Source organism: Thiorhodospira sibirica ATCC 700588, assembly GCF_000227725.2.
GTDB lineage: Bacteria > Pseudomonadota > Gammaproteobacteria > Ectothiorhodospirales > Ectothiorhodospiraceae > Thiorhodospira > Thiorhodospira sibirica.
In genome coordinates this window covers 1,468,038-1,482,568 of the sequence record NZ_MU255056.1, presented here as the reverse complement: position 1 = coordinate 1,482,568, position 14,531 = coordinate 1,468,038, and the positions used below count along the sequence as shown (strand labels likewise).

Annotated in this window: 12 protein-coding genes and 1 tRNA gene; 9 read left to right on the top strand and 4 right to left on the bottom strand. The window is 57.6% G+C overall.

From position 1 onward, the window contains the following. Nucleotides 1-12 precede the first annotated feature (12 nt). The 7 genes from rsmG to THISIDRAFT_RS07040 all read left to right on the top strand — a co-directional run bounded on the left by rsmG (nt 13) and on the right by THISIDRAFT_RS07040 (nt 8,086). Nucleotides 13-660 (top strand): 16S rRNA (guanine(527)-N(7))-methyltransferase RsmG, encoded by a 648-nt coding sequence (rsmG, locus tag THISIDRAFT_RS07070; RefSeq protein WP_006786792.1) that lies wholly within the window; start codon nt 13-15, stop codon nt 658-660. Nucleotides 661-671: 11 nt separating this feature from the next. Next, nucleotides 672-1,502: a ParA family protein gene (locus tag THISIDRAFT_RS07065; protein ID WP_006786791.1), complete on the top strand. Its 831-nt coding sequence runs from the start codon at nt 672-674 to the stop codon at nt 1,500-1,502. 59 nt (nt 1,503-1,561) lie between these two features. After that, nucleotides 1,562-2,461, top strand: a complete 900-nt coding sequence (locus tag THISIDRAFT_RS07060; protein WP_006786790.1) for a ParB/RepB/Spo0J family partition protein — start codon at nt 1,562-1,564, stop codon at nt 2,459-2,461. 152 nt (nt 2,462-2,613) lie between these two features. Continuing rightward, nucleotides 2,614-3,462, top strand: coding sequence for a polyamine aminopropyltransferase (gene speE, locus THISIDRAFT_RS07055; protein WP_006786789.1), 849 nt, complete (start codon nt 2,614-2,616; stop codon nt 3,460-3,462). Between the two features lie 133 nt (nt 3,463-3,595). Further along, complete coding sequence (gshB, locus tag THISIDRAFT_RS07050; protein WP_040851728.1) at nt 3,596-4,561, top strand: glutathione synthase; 966 nt, start codon at nt 3,596-3,598, stop codon at nt 4,559-4,561. Next, a complete protein-coding gene (locus tag THISIDRAFT_RS07045; RefSeq protein WP_006786787.1) occupies nt 4,558-5,586 on the top strand; it encodes an FAD:protein FMN transferase in 1,029 nt (342 codons plus the stop codon). The genes gshB and THISIDRAFT_RS07045 overlap by 4 nt, the downstream gene beginning before the upstream one ends. Continuing rightward, nucleotides 5,579-8,086, top strand: coding sequence for an ABC transporter permease (locus THISIDRAFT_RS07040; protein WP_006786786.1), 2,508 nt, complete (start codon nt 5,579-5,581; stop codon nt 8,084-8,086). Before THISIDRAFT_RS07045 ends, THISIDRAFT_RS07040 begins: the two co-directional genes overlap by 8 nt. A gap of 3 nt (nt 8,087-8,089) precedes the next feature. Here the strand turns inward: THISIDRAFT_RS07040 and THISIDRAFT_RS07035 are convergent, their stop codons facing one another. The 4 genes from THISIDRAFT_RS07035 to rpsO form a co-directional block, all read right to left on the bottom strand. Beyond that, nucleotides 8,090-8,653: a hypothetical protein gene (locus tag THISIDRAFT_RS07035; RefSeq protein WP_006786785.1), complete on the bottom strand. Its 564-nt coding sequence runs from the start codon at nt 8,651-8,653 to the stop codon at nt 8,090-8,092. 35 nt (nt 8,654-8,688) lie between these two features. After that, nucleotides 8,689-10,047 (bottom strand): magnesium transporter, encoded by a 1,359-nt coding sequence (gene mgtE, locus THISIDRAFT_RS07030; RefSeq protein ID WP_006786784.1) that lies wholly within the window; start codon nt 10,045-10,047, stop codon nt 8,689-8,691. Between the two features lie 120 nt (nt 10,048-10,167). Beyond that, nucleotides 10,168-12,261: a polyribonucleotide nucleotidyltransferase gene (gene pnp / locus THISIDRAFT_RS07025; RefSeq protein WP_006786783.1), complete on the bottom strand. Its 2,094-nt coding sequence runs from the start codon at nt 12,259-12,261 to the stop codon at nt 10,168-10,170. Nucleotides 12,262-12,294: 33 nt separating this feature from the next. After that, a complete protein-coding gene (gene rpsO / locus THISIDRAFT_RS07020) occupies nt 12,295-12,564 on the bottom strand; it encodes a 30S ribosomal protein S15 (RefSeq protein WP_006786782.1) in 270 nt (89 codons plus the stop codon). 351 nt (nt 12,565-12,915) lie between these two features. Here rpsO and THISIDRAFT_RS07015 point away from each other — a divergent pair. Continuing rightward, a tRNA-Leu gene (locus THISIDRAFT_RS07015) sits at nt 12,916-13,000 on the top strand. A gap of 135 nt (nt 13,001-13,135) precedes the next feature. Beyond that, the gene (tig, locus tag THISIDRAFT_RS07010) at nt 13,136-14,458 is read left to right on the top strand and encodes a trigger factor (RefSeq protein ID WP_006786781.1); all 1,323 of its coding nucleotides are present in this window, start codon (nt 13,136-13,138) and stop codon (nt 14,456-14,458) included. The last annotated feature ends 73 nt before the right edge of the window (nt 14,459-14,531 follow it).

Sequence of the window (14,531 nt, the reverse complement as noted above, 5' to 3'; positions counted from 1 at the left end):
CGGGATGGCAGCATGAGCGATAGTACGCCCTCGGCCCTCAGCCCTGTGCAGGCGGCCCGTTTATCCTCGGGTTTGCAGGCCTTGGATCTGCCTGCCTCGCTACATGCGCCCTTGAGTCGCTACCTGCTGCTGCTGCATCGCTGGAATCAGGTCTATAATCTGACGGCGGTGCGTGATATAAACGAGATGATCACGCTGCATCTGCTTGACAGCCTGGCGGTGATGCCACACATTCAGGCCACGCGCTTAGTGGATGTCGGCAGTGGCGCGGGCTTGCCGGGGATTCCGCTGGCCATTGCCTGCCCAGGGCTTGAGGTAACGCTGCTGGATAGTAACAGCAAGAAGGTGCGCTTTTTGCGCCAGGCGGTGATTCATCTGGGGCTGGGTTCTCAGGTGGATGTCATCAAGGCGCGGGTCGAGGCCTATCATCCGGCGCAGCCCTTTGATGGCGTGATCAGTCGTGCCTTTGCGGATCCAGCACAGTATGTACAGTTGGCAGGCCATCTGTGTGCCCCCGAGGGGCGTGTGTTGGCCATGCTGGGGCGCCTGGCAACACCACCGCCAATGCTGCCGCCGGGCTGGCAGATCACCCGCACATGGCCACTGAACGTGCCTACGCTGGATGCCCAAAGACATCTGTTGCACATTGAGAGGATTTAAAAGAAATCGGTATGGGTAGAATAATTGCCATAACCAATCAAAAAGGTGGTGTCGGCAAGACCACCACCAGTGTGAATCTGGCGGCCACTCTGGCGGCGGCTGATCAGCGCGTGTTATTGCTTGATCTGGACCCCCAGGGCAATGCCACCATGGGCAGCGGCGTCGATAAGCATGATCTGAGCAAAACCACCTATGATGTGCTGATGAAGCAGCGGCTGGCCAGTGAGACGATTATGCCATTGCCGGAGCTGGGCTATCATCTGATGCCGGCAAATGCTGACCTGACCGCTGCCGAGGTGCAGTTGATCAGCGCGCTGCGGCGTGAATACCGGCTGCAGGATGTGCTGCGCCCCGTTCGGGAGCAGTATGATTATCTGTTGATCGACTGCCCGCCGTCGCTGAATATGTTGACGGTCAATGCCTTGGTTGCTGCCCAGGGGGTGATCATTCCGATGCAGTGCGAGTATTTTGCCCTGGAAGGCTTGTCGGCACTGGTGCAGACCATTGAGAGTGTGCGTGAATCGGTCAACCCGCAGCTACGCATTGAAGGTCTGTTGCGCACCATGTATGACCCGCGCAATAACCTCTCACGCGATGTCTCCGAGCAGTTGTTAAATCATTTCGGCGAGCAGGTGTATCGGGCGGTGATCCCGCGCAATGTGCGTTTGGCGGAAGCCCCCAGCCACGGTCTGCCGATTTTGCATTATGATAAAGGCTCGCGCGGCTCCCTGGCCTATCTGGCCTTGGCAGCAGAGATGCTGCATCAGGAACGTCAGGGTGACAAAAGCCGTAAGGCCGCTACGGAATCTGCAGAGCAGGCAAGCAGCCTGTGCCCCTCATAAATCTCCGATCATTTATGGCGCTGTCTTGATCTGTAGCGTCTTGATGTCTTGGAAAAACGATGGCAATCAAACCTGGTCTTGGCCGTAATCTAAGCGCACTGCTCAGCAGCGCCAGTCATGCCCGCCAACGCGATGACACCCCCGCAGATGATGCGACCATGAGCCCAGGGGACGCGCAGCTGCGCCAGATTCCCATTGAGCGCATTCAACGCGGTCAATATCAGCCGCGCCGCAAGCCCGACGAGGCGGCGTTGCAGGAATTGGCCGAGTCGATCCGCGCCCAGGGCATGATTCAGCCGGTGGTGCTGCGCATGGTCGATGCCGGTCACTATGAGCTGATTGCCGGGGAACGTCGCTGGCGGGCGGCGCAACTGGCCGGATTACATGAAATCCCGGCCATTGTGCGCGACATTCCCGACCAGGATGCCGCTGCCATCGCCTTGATTGAAAACATCCAGCGAGAGGATTTAACTCCCCTCGAACAGGCTAACGCCTTTGCCCGCCTGATTCAGGAGTTTGGCTTGACTCATCAAGCGGTTGCCGAAGCGGTAGGGCGTTCGCGGGCAGGGGTTACTAATTTTCTGCGTCTGCTGGAATTGGCCGAACCAGTCAAGGCGCTGCTGGATGCCGGACGGTTGGAAATGGGCCATGCCCGCGCCTTGCTGGCCTTGCCGCCAGAGGCGCAAATCCAGCTGGCGCAACGGGTGGCTGAGGAGGGCTTATCGGTCCGCCAGACTGAGCGCCTGGTGCAAGCTCACAACACAGCGTCTGCCGCCCCATCCGCCAAGCAAAGCCCGCCGGTAAAAGATACCGATATCCGTCATCTGGAAAGTGAGTTATCCGAGCGTCTTGGCGCTCCGGTGAATATCAATCACAATGCCAAAAAGGGCGGCGGCAAGCTGGTGATTCAATACCATAGCCTGGATGAGCTGGATGGTATTCTCAATCACCTGCGCTGATGCCCGTGGAACGCCGTTCATCAGAACGACACAACGCGGGGAACGCCGCTCACCAGAGCGGCAAAAAGCCGCGCTGCTTCATAAAAAACGGCTAAACGCCACCATCACAGCCACCTCATAGCGATTTTATCAACCCTGGAAGCGATGTATTTATGACTCTTGATGCACAGTGGTTTACAGAAATTCACCAAGACACCGCCTTTTCCTTGCGGATTAAGGCCAAATTGCATGAAGAAAAGACGCAATTTCAAAAAATCGAAATCTACGATACCGTCGCCTTTGGCAAGCTGATGGTCATTGATGGCTGCATCATGCTCACGGATCGGGATAATTTCATCTATCACGAGATGATGTCTCATCCCGTCCTGTTTTCGCATCCCCAGCCGGAACAGGTGTTGATCATCGGCGGCGGCGATTGCGGCACCCTGCGCGAGGTGCTTAAACACCGCTGCGTGCGTCATGCCACTCAGGTGGATATTGATGAGCGCGTCACCCGCCTGGCCGAGCAGTATTTTCCCCAGCTGTGTGATGCCAACCATGACCCCCGCGCCCGCCTGCTGTTTGATGATGGCATTGCCTACGTCAAAAAGGCGCCGGCTGCTTCGCTGGATATCATCATCATCGACAGTACCGACCCCGTCGGCCCGGCAGAAGGGCTGTTTTCCACCGCCTTTTATCAGGATTGCGTCCGTGCCTTGGCGCCCCAGGGCCTGCTGGTACAGCAAAGCGAATCGCCGCTGCTCCATGCGGATCACATTATCCAGCCGATGCACGACAGCCTGCGCCGCGCCGGTTTTGCCAACACGCAAACCCTCTACTTCCCGCAATGCACCTATCCCTCCGGCTGGTGGACCGCCACCATGGCCTGCAAGGCGGGCGACATCGCGTTTGTGCGCGCCGAAGAAGCGGCTACCCCCAGCTTTGTTACCCACTACTACACGGCTGCCATCCACCAGGCGGCACAGCAAGCCCCGGCATTCATGCGCAGCAAGCTTAAATAAGCGTGCTGATGTCGCGGCAGGCAGCCGTCGCTTTTTGGCAACGGCATCTGGAAGATGTCGTCACATGCTTGCGGAGCGGGGCTCCGCGCTCCCAATGCCATTTTGATCATGTACGCGGATGATTTTAAAAGCTATGCATAGTGCTCAATGTCGTATTGCTGTGGTGATGGATCCGATCCAGCAGATTCACTTCAAGAAGGATTCCACGCTGGCGATTTTGCTGGCGGCGCAGGCGCGGGGGCATGCGCTGTTTTATCTGGAGCCGCAGGATCTATGGCTTGAGGATGGGCAGGTGTGGGGGTATTTACGGCCGCTTGTGGTGTATGACGATCCGGTTTGCTGGTTTACGCTAGAGGCGGGGGAGAAGGCGCCGCTGGCGCAGCTTGATGTGCTGTTGATGCGTAAGGATCCGCCCTTTGATATGGAGTATTTGTATACCACGTATCTGCTGGAGTTGGCGGAGGCGGCGGGGGTGCTGGTGGTCAATCGTCCGGCCAGTTTGCGGGATGCCAATGAGAAGTTGTTTACTGCGTGGTTTCCCGCCTGTTGTCCGCCTACGCTGGTGAGCCGGGATATGCAGCGCTTGCGCGATTTTCTGGCGATCCAGCAGACGATGATTGTCAAGCCGCTGGATGGGATGGGCGGGGCGTCGATTTTTCGGGTGAGTCTGGGGGACCCCAATACCGGGGTGATTCTGGAGACGATGACTCAGCATGGGCGGCGCACGGTGATGGCGCAGCGGTTTTTGCCGGAGTATGTGCAGGGGGATAAGCGTATTCTGTTGATTGATGGTGAACCGGTGCCTTATGCCTTGGCGCGCATTCCCGCAGCCGGTGAGGGGCGGGCGAATCTGGCCGCCGGGGGACGCGGTGAGGGAGTGGCGTTGACTGCCCGTGATCGGGCGATTTGTGCCGAGGTTGGGCCGTCATTGCGGGCGCGAGGTTTGTTGTTTGTCGGTCTGGATATAATTGGTGAGTATCTCACCGAGATCAATGTGACCAGTCCGACCTGTATTCGTGAGCTGGATGCGCTGTATGGTCTGGATATCGGCGGGCAGTTGGTGGCCGCCATTGAGCGTCAGCTGGCACAGCGCGCATGAGGGGGCTTGGCTGGATCGGGCTGGTGCTGTTGCTCGGGGGTTTGCTGGCCGGGTGCGAACGGGCGCAGATTCATCACAGCCGCTTTTTCACCCTGGGGACGCTGGTGGATGCCAGTGTGTATACGGCGGATCGGGCGCAGGCACAGCGGGCGTTTGCGGTGATCGCCGAGGAGCTGGATGAGCTGCATCGTACCTGGCATGCCTGGGAAGCGGGGCCGTTAGCAACGCTCAATGCCCAGCTGGCGCGTGGTGAATCGGCGCCTCTGAGGGCGGAGATGTATGCCCCCTTGCAGCAGGCGCAGCGGCTCTATCAGGACAGTCAGGGCCTGTTTAATCCGGCGATGGGGCGTTTGATTGCCATGTGGGGCTTTCATGGGGATGAGCCGCAGGGGCCGCCGCCCGCACCTGAGGCCATTGTGCATCTGCTGGCGCAACAGCCGAATATGGCGCAACTGGATTTAACGGCCACGCAGGTGCGCACAGATAATCCCGCGATTCAGCTGGATTTAGGGGCCTTTATCAAGGGCTATGGGATTGACCGGATTATTGAACGCTTGCAGGCGGAGGGCATTGCCGATGCCATCGTCAATGCCGGTGGGGATTTGCGGGCTATCGGTCAGCCCGGCCAGCGTCCCTGGCGCATTGGTATCCGTCATCCCAGCGGACAGGGGGTGATTGCCGGTCTGGAGATTGCCAGGGATGAGAGCGTGTTCACCTCCGGGGATTATGAGCGTTTTTACGAATATCAGGGGCAACGCTATCATCATCTGCTAGACCCGCGCACGGGCTATCCGGCTGATTCTCTGCGCTCGGTGACGGTGCTGCATCGCCAGGGCGCGCTGGCCGATGCTGCCAGTACGGCGTTATTTATCGCCGGGCCAGCGCAGTGGCCGGAGGTGGCACGGGCGATGGGGGTTGACGCGGTGATGCTGATTGATAAAGATGAGGTGATCTATCTCACGCAGGCGATGGCTCAACGCCTGCATTTTCTCCGCGAACCCACAAAGGTAGTGATCATTGACTAAGCTTCATGTTGGCTATGCGCTGCGCTCACTGGTACGTGAATGGCGCGCCGGGGAGTTGCGCATTCTGGCAGCCGCGTTGGTGATTGCCGTGGCGGCGATCAGTTCGGTGAATTTTTTCACAGATCGGGTGCAGCGCGCGATGACGCTGCAAGCCGGCGAGTTATTGGGGGCCGATCTGGCGCTGCGTTCCAGCACGGAGGTCAGCGAGGAGGTCAAGATGGTCGCGGCGCGTCTGGATTTGTTACAGGCGCAGTTTGTGAGTTTTCCCAGCATTGTGTTGTTTGATCAGACCACGCAACTGGCCGAAATCAAGGCGGTGACCGCAAGCTATCCCTTGCGCGGGCAGCTGCGCGTCAGTGATGTGCTGTTTGGCCCGGAACGGGTGATTGAGCGTATCCCTGAGCAGGGCGAGATCTGGCTTGAAGCGCGCTTGATGCAGCAGCTCGACATTGGTCGGGGGGATTATTTGCAGGTCGGCGAGGCGGCGCTGATGGTCAGTCGGGTGTTGACCTATGAGCCTGATCGCGGCGGGGAATTTTTTCAGTTGGCCCCACGGGCAATGATGCATTGGGAGGATTTGCCCGCCACCGGTTTGATAACGCCAGCCAGCCGGGTGCGGCACAGTTTTCTGGTCGCCGGCGATGAAACCGATATTGAGCGCTTTCGCCAAGAGGTCAAGCCACTGCTGGCGAGCAATGAGCGTCTGGAAGATGCGCGTGAGGCCAGCCCACCGCTGCGTCAGGCGATTACCCGCGCCGAGCAGTTTTTAGGGCTGGCCGCCCTGGTGGCGGTGTTGCTGGCGGGGGGGGCGATTGGCGTGGCGGCCCGTCATTACAGTGACCGTCAATCTGATACCAGTGCGGTGATGCGCTGTTTGGGGGCCTCGCGGGCCTTGGTCTTGCGCACCTTTATGTTCCGGATTTTCTGGCTGGCGCTGGTGGCCAGTCTGCTTGGCGTGTTGCTGGGCTATCTGGCGCAGAAGATTCTGGTTATTTTACTCACCCAGTGGTTTACCATGATGTTGCCGGGGATTTCGTGGTGGCCGGTGCTCACGGGGTTGGCGATTGGCCTGGTCACGGCGCTGGGCTTTGCCTTGCCGGCGATTTTGCGCCTGGGGCAGGTGCCGCCGCTGCGGGTGTTGCGCCGTGAGCTGGATGCGCCACCCCCGGCAATGTGGCTGGTTTTAGGGCTGGCTGTGATCACCTTGGGCGGGCTGTTGTTGTGGCAGGCGGCAGATCCTTATCTGGCCTTATGGGTGTTAATCGGGGCCTTTTTTACGGTTCTGTTGTTGTGGCTGTTGGCCTGGGGGTTGGTGATTGTGCTGCGCCCGATACGGGCGCGGGGTGGGATTACTGTGCGCTTTGGCATTGCCAATCTCAGCCGCCGGGGCAGTCTGAGCGCGGTGCAGCTCTCCGCGTTTGGGCTGGGGATTATGGCCTTGCTGCTGTTGGGGATGGTGCGGGTGGATTTGCTTTCTTCCTGGGAAAGCAATCTCTCCCCGGAGGCGCCCAATCATTTCATGATCAATGTGCAGCCTGAGCAAGTCCAGCCATTGCAGGCGCTCTTTGTGGATTATGGCATTGAGGCGCCCACCTATCACCCAATGGTGCGGGGCCGTCTGACACATATCAATGGCAAGGAGGTCATCCCCGCGCAGTTTGAAGAACCCCGCGCCGAGCGTCTGGTGGCCCGCGAGTTCAATCTGTCATTTAGCCACGAATTACAGGCCGATAACCGGATTGTTGCGGGGCGCTGGTGGTCCGATGAACGCAGCCATCACGGTTTTTCTGTGGAGGAAGGGCTGGCACAAACCCTGAATCTGGCATTGGGCGATACGCTGCAATTTAACATTGCCGGTCAGTCCGTGGAGGCACCCATCACCAGTTTGCGCACGGTGGAATGGGATTCCTTCAACGTCAATTTTTTTGTGATTGCCCCACCGCACTTACTGGAGACGCATCCGGCCACCTACATTACCAGCTTTCGTTTGGATGGTGATGGTGAAGGCGGTGGTACGGCGCTGTTAACCGAGTCGGTGCGCCAGTTTCCCAGCATTACCATCCTCGATATCCGCGCCATTATGGAGCAGGTGCGCGACATCATTGATCGCGCCTCGCTGGCGGTGGAGTATGTCTTTTTGTTCACGCTGGCTGCTGGACTGACGGTGCTGTATGCCGCCATTCAGGCCACTCGCAGCCTGCGTCAGCATGAAACGGCGGTATTGCGTACCCTGGGCGCCAGTCGCACGCAGGTGCTGGCCGGGCTGCTGGCCGAATTTACCGTCATGGGGGCGCTGGCCGGGCTTTTGGGAGCCGCCGGCGCCTCGGCGATTGGCTATGTGCTGGCGCTGCACATCTTTGATCTGCCCTTTTACTTTAATCCACACATCTGGTGGATCGGTGCGCTGGGCGGTGCGCTGGGCGTGGGCTTTGCGGGGTGGCTGGGTGCGCGCTCGGTGTTGCTTAAACCGCCGCTTTATACCCTGCGCCAGAGCGCATGATGCTTAGCTGACGGATAATTTGCTGCTGTGTTGTGGTGCGACCCAGTCGGCCTTGATGTCAATGCCCCAGTCGGCGGTATTGGCGGTGCGCAGCAGCAGATCAACCCAGCGATGTAAATCACTGCGATCAAAGTTCATCGACAATTGCGGTCCGTCGGTGTCTTGAAAAATAAGGGAAAAATGAGTTTCGTGGGTGGTGACATCAATCTTGCTGACCACCACCAGGGTATTGTGCAGATTGACCGGGCTGGGGCGGGCGTCAGAGACACCGTGCGGCGCGGGCGTTTCGCTATCGCCAGTGCTGGCAGCGCTTTGGCCGGTGGGCTTGCCGGCAAACAGCGCGGCCTGATGTTCCATCAAAATGACCTCCGAGCGCAGATGAATCGGCGCTTTGCTCGCAGCCAGACTGGAATGCTCCAGCAAGGCGGTTAAGGCGGGCAGTAAACGGCGCACCAGACGGCGGGTCAAGAGTAAAATCACACCGCTGCCATGCGGATCACGGCACACCGCAACAATGCGATCCTCCGTTTCATTAAAGCCGATGGTCAATGAGGTTGCATGCAGCATCCATTATTCCCCTTATAAATCAGCTAATACCAGGCTCAAGTCGCATTCAGATTGAGCAGGCTTACGGCAATCGAGAAATAAATCAGGATACCGGCAATATCCGCCACCGAAGTCACAAGCGGTACGCTGGCCGTTGCCGGATCAAGCTTAAAGCGCGTCAGCACAAAGGGCAAAAGCATCCCCATCAGGCTGGCCACCGTGACGACCAGTATCATCGCCAAGGCCACAATCAGCGCAATCTCCGGGCCGCCGCGCCAAAACCCAATGGCTGACACGGCCAGTCCCATGGTCAAACCCAGGGCTGCTGAAACCCCCAGCTCCTTGCCCCAGAGCATCAGCCAGTCGCGGGCCTGCACATCGCCAGTGGCCAGGGCGCGCACCATCAACGTGGAGGACTGCGCCCCGGCATTACCGCCACTGGCAATCACTAAGGGCAGGAAAAACACCAGCACGATCATGGCTTCAATGACGTTTTCAAATTGCGCCATCGCCGCGCCCCCAAAAATATTCACCACCGCCAACACCAGCAGCCAGCCAATGCGTTTGCGGTACAAAAGCCAAGGACTGGCATCCCGCAGGCTTAAGGTCAGGGCACCGACGCTGCCCAGTTTGTGAAAGTCCTCGGTGGTTTCTTCCTCAACCACATCCAGGACATCATCGACCGTGACAATGCCCAAAAGCTCGCCCTCTTCACCCGTGACCGGCAACACTTCCAGGTCATAATGCTGGATCTTTTGCACTGCCTCTTCGCGGTCCTGGGAGGCGCTGATGGTGATCAACGGCCCGTCGATCAGGCGCTCCACCGGATCATTGGCGCGGCCTTTGATCAAACTCATCAAGGGAATGGCGCTGATGGGGCGACGTTCGGCATCAATCACAAACAGGGTATTGACGGTTTCGCCCTGCTCGCTTTGCAGGCGCACATGGGCCAATGCCTCGGTGATGGTCCATTCGGCCTCAATGGTGACGCATTCCGGGGTCATCAAGCGCCCGACGCTGTCGGGGGGAAAATCCAGTAAATTCAGTGCCCGGCGAATCGCCCGGAAGGGGAGCAGACGCAAGAGCCTGCGCACTTCGTCTTTGGGCAGGTCTTCAAGCAAGCCGGTGAGATCGTCAGGGCCCAGATCGGAGAGAATGTGGCGGGCGTCCTGAATCGGGGTTTGTAACAACAGCTGGTATTGATACGGGGCATCCAGGTAGGCAAAGACATCCACCTTGCGCCCGCGTGCCAAGGAACCAAACACCTGGGCGAGCTGCTCTTCGGGCAGTTCCATCAGCACATGCGCAACGTCCTGAATGCGCATCAAGTCCAGCATATCGTGCAAACGCTCCCACTGGCCGCGTTCGAGATAATCCTGGATGGTCAACAGATGCTGTTCGTATTGATATTCCATGGCGCGTTTGCAGTTTGCTGAGGAGATGGCTTGAAAGAAACTCAAGCCTGCTGGCAAAAGAACGCCCGAGGGGTAAGCCACGGGCGTCTTCATCTAATAGATCAAAAAGCGCTAAAAATCTTAGGCTTGGTCGGCCTCAACCGCCTTGATACTCAAGCGGATGCGGCCTTGCTTGTCCACTTCCAGCACCTTGACCTTGATACTTTGACCTTCGCTGAGACGATCCGCCACATTGGCGACGCGCTCATCGGAGATCTGCGAGATATGCACCAGCCCATCGCGACCCGGCATGATGCTGACAAAAGCGCCAAAGTCCATGATCTTGACCACGCGCCCCTCATACACCCGACCGACTTCAACATCAGCGGTGATTTCTTCGATACGGCGGCGGGCCTCTTCACCGGCTTCTTTATCCACCGAGGCGATCTTGATAATGCCGGTGTCGTCAATATCAATGGTTGCGCCGGTTTCTTCTGTCAGCGCACGGATGGTGGCACCACCTTTACCGATGACATCGCGGATTTTTTCGGGATTGATGCGCAAGGTGATAAAGCGCGGGGCATAGCTGGACATCTCGGCCCGTGGGCTATCAATGGCCTGCGTCATGCGCTCCAGAATATGCAGCCGCCCGGCCAAAGCCTGCTCTAAGGCCTGCTGCATGATCTCGGCGGTGATGCCGTCAATCTTGATGTCCATCTGCAGGGCGGTGACCCCATTGACGGTACCGGCAACCTTGAAGTCCATATCTCCCAGATGATCTTCATCACCGAGGATATCGCTGATCACGGCAAAGCGTTCACCTTCCTTGATCAACCCCATGGCAATCCCGGCCACTGGCGCCTTGAGCGGCACCCCGGCATCCATCAGCGCCATGCTGGTTCCGCACACGCTGGCCATGGAGCTCGAACCGTTGGATTCGGTGATCTCGGAAACCACCCGCAACACATAGGGAAAATCCGTCTCCGGCGGCATGACCGCTTGAATGCCGCGTTTGGCCAGGCGCCCATGGCCGATTTCGCGGCGCTTGGGCGTGCCCACCATGCCGGTTTCCCCGGTGCAGTAGGGCGGAAAATTGTAATGCAGCATGAAGCGTTCCTTGCGCTCGCCTTCAATGGCGTCAATCAGTTGCGCATCACGATCCGTACCCAGGGTGGCAATCACCAAAGCCTGGGTTTCGCCACGGGTAAACAGGGCTGAACCATGCGTGCGGGGTAACACCCCGACACGGGCAGTAATCGGGCGCACGGTGCGGGTATCACGGCCATCAATACGCGGCAGGCCATCTAGTACGCGGGCACGCACGATGCGCTTTTCCAGGTCATGAAACAGCACTTTTACCAGATCCGCACTGGGGGCACCCTCTTCACCGCTGGCAATGGCGGCTACCAGTTCATCGCGCAAGGTGTTGATGCGCAGGGTTCTGGCCTGCTTTTCGGCAATCTGGTAAGCCTGCGTCAAAGACTCCAGGCAGTGGCTTTCGATGCGGGCCATCAAGGCTGCATCATGTTCCGGTGCAACCCAATCCCAGCGCGGTTTGCCGGCCAGACTGACCAGATGGTTGATGGCCTCAATCGCCACCTGCATCTGCGCATGGCCGTAATTCACCGCCCCGAGCATCACGTCCTCAGACAATTCCTGGGCTTCAGATTCCACCATGATCACGGCGTTTTGCGTCCCGGCCACCACCAGATCCAGCAAGGACTCCTTGATCTCGGTCTGACTGGGATTTAACAGATAGGCGCCGTCTTTATAGCCCACGCGGGCCGCACTAATCGGGCCCATAAAGGGCACACCGGATAACGCCAGCGCCGCTGATGCCCCCAGAATGGCCGGAATATCCGGGTCCACTTCCGGGTTGATGGAGACAACGGTAGCAATCACCTGCACTTCATTGGTGAACCCTTCCGGAAACAGCGGACGCAGCGGACGATCAATCAGACGCGAGGTCAGCGTTTCTTTTTCTGACGGACGTCCTTCGCGTTTGAAAAAGCCACCGGGAATGCGCCCTGCGGCATAGGTACGCTCCTGATAATTGACCGTCAATGGGAAAAAGTCGCGTCCTGCAACCGTCTCAGGGCGGGCTACGGCGGTAACCAACACCACCGTCTGTGCCATATTGACCAGCACCGCACCGCTTGCCTGACGGGCAATTTCGCCGGTTTCAAGGGTGACGGTATGGTGTCCGTACTGAAAGGAATGACTGATAGCTGCCACGTTATCTCCAAATGGGTGCCAAAAACGGTGAACTTAACGACGCAGGCCAAGGCTACCAATCAGATCCTGATAGCGTTGCTGATCGATGCGCTTCAAATAATCCAGTAACTTACGGCGCTGGTTCACCATCTTCAACAGTCCGCGACGCGAATGATGGTCCTTTTTATGGGTGGCAAAATGCCCCATCAAATGCGTAATACGGGCTGACAACAGCGCCACCTGAACCTCCGGCGAACCGGTATCAGAGGGATCGCGACGGTATTTTTCGACCACGCTCGCCTTGACTTCACTACTCAATGACATGACAAACAGACTCCTGATAAAAATAATGAAAACGCACCACTGTTTAAGGGGAGTGATTCTATCACGAGCACGATACTTAAAACAGCGCCAGCCATTCCCTATGCGTCCTGTATGATGCGCACAGCTTCATGGGCGCATGGGCCAAACGGTGGAGAATAGGCCCGGGTGGCGCATTATGGCGTAAAATGTGCATCGGCTGAGCCTTGCGTAACGGTTGCCGCAATCGCTTGATCCGTGTAGAATCCGGCGGCGGATGTGTTGTGTATCGCTGGGTCTTTATGCGCAAAATAATTGCTGCGCCCATGCAGGATATGTACAGCGCCTATCGTGTTTTTTCTTGATTAACCCGATGCGAAAGTGGCGGAATTGGTAGACGCGCTGGATTTAGGTTCCAGTGGGGTAACCCGTGAGAGTTCGAGTCTCTCCTTTCGCACCAGATCCCATGTCGTGTGTCTTCATACAGCGAAAACAAATCTAACGCTTTTATCCGCTGCTGCATTGTTCCCCGATACCCTGTCGGTGATGCCATCGCTGTTTATCTAACCCATGCCCCCAAAGAGGTCTTTACCCCATGCAAGTGTCTGTTGAAGTCTTGAGCAACCTGGAACGTCGCATGACTGTTCAGGTCCCGACGGATCATGTCGAGGCGGAGGTTGAAAAACGCCTGAAAAAAATGCTCAAAACTTTGCAAATCAAAGGCTTCCGTCCGGGCAAAGTGCCGCTGAATATGGCCAGAAGAATGCACGGCCATGAGGTTTTAAGCGATGTGCTTGACGAGTTACTCAAGCAGTCTTTCCAGGATGCCCTGCTACAACAGGAGCTGCTGGCGGTAAGCCGCCCAACCCTGGATTTGCAGGAGTATACCCCCGGTCAACCCTGGCAGTATTCGGCTCAATTTGAGGTGATGCCGGAGTTTGAGCTGGCGGATCTGTCCACCCTTGAGGTCAAGCGCCTGGTGGTCGGCGTCACCGATGCCGACGTGGAGCAGACCCTGCACACTGTACAAAAACAGCGCGCCCAGTGGCTTGATGTGGCGCGTCCGATCCAGAACGGCGATCAGGTCAGGCTCAGCTTTCAGCTGCTGGATGAACAGCATCAGCCCCTGGATGATGCGCATCAAAACAAAGACGCCATGCTGGTTGTTGGCGATAGCGACTGGATGCCCGAAATCGAAAAACAGCTGCTCGGTTTGAGTGTGGGCGCGGATCAGGAAATCAGCATCGACTATCCGGATGATTTTGAGCTTGAAGATCTGTCGGGGCGCAAGCTGTTTGCCCGGGTGAGTATTCACGCTGTGGCAGAGGCCAAATTGCCTGCCCTGGATGATCCCGAATTCCTGCAAAGCCTCAACCTCAAGGATGAGACTGTAGAAGGCTTGCGCGCCGAGGTGCGTAAAACCATGGAGAAGGCCTTACAGGATGCGTCCTACCGGCTGATGTATGAGCAGATGCAGGCGGCCTTGGGTGATGCCCATGAGATTGAAGTTCCGCCTGGATTGGTTGAGTACGAAGCAGAGCGCATGTTCAAGCATTTCCAGCGCATGTTCAAACTGGATGGGCAGGCGATCATGGGAGAAGATAGGCTGCCTGCGTCAATGTTTACCGATACGGCACGCAAGCAACTCAAAGATGAGCTGATTCGTGAAAAACTGTCGGAAAAATTTGATCTCACCGTCACGGAAGAGGCCGTCGATGCGGAGCTGGAAAAGCTTGCGCAAGAATACGAAGACCCGCAAAGCTTTATTGAGCATGTGCGTAGCGGTCATGAACAAAAAACCCTGGAAAATATCAAGGCAGGCCTGGCCAAGCGGATCTTTGTAGACACGTTGCTCACGCACTGCAAGGTGGTCGATGAGCCGACCACCTTCAATGAGGTCATTGAAAAAATGCGCTGAGTTGATGCGGCCCTGCTGACCCGGTCATATCACATCACCGGGTGGCAGGGTATGTATGCCTTATTGCGGCATA

Bases quoted from the DNA above. Each gene is read 5' to 3' on its own strand.
- THISIDRAFT_RS07065 (WP_006786791.1), top strand. From the start codon at position 672: ATGGGTAGAATAATTGCCATAACCAATCAAAAAGGTGGTGTCGGCAAG.
- THISIDRAFT_RS07035 (WP_006786785.1), bottom strand. From the start codon at position 8,653: ATGCTGCATGCAACCTCATTGACCATCGGCTTTAATGAAACGGAGGAT.
- THISIDRAFT_RS07045 (WP_006786787.1), top strand. From the start codon at position 4,558: ATGAGGGGGCTTGGCTGGATCGGGCTGGTGCTGTTGCTCGGGGGTTTG.
- rpsO (WP_006786782.1), bottom strand. From the start codon at position 12,564: ATGTCATTGAGTAGTGAAGTCAAGGCGAGCGTGGTCGAAAAATACCGT.
- gshB (WP_040851728.1), top strand. From the start codon at position 3,596: ATGCATAGTGCTCAATGTCGTATTGCTGTGGTGATGGATCCGATCCAG.
- rsmG (WP_006786792.1), top strand. From the start codon at position 13: ATGAGCGATAGTACGCCCTCGGCCCTCAGCCCTGTGCAGGCGGCCCGT.
- mgtE (WP_006786784.1), bottom strand. From the start codon at position 10,047: ATGGAATATCAATACGAACAGCATCTGTTGACCATCCAGGATTATCTC.
- THISIDRAFT_RS07060 (WP_006786790.1), top strand. From the start codon at position 1,562: ATGGCAATCAAACCTGGTCTTGGCCGTAATCTAAGCGCACTGCTCAGC.
- tig (WP_006786781.1), top strand. From the start codon at position 13,136: ATGCAAGTGTCTGTTGAAGTCTTGAGCAACCTGGAACGTCGCATGACT.
- speE (WP_006786789.1), top strand. From the start codon at position 2,614: ATGACTCTTGATGCACAGTGGTTTACAGAAATTCACCAAGACACCGCC.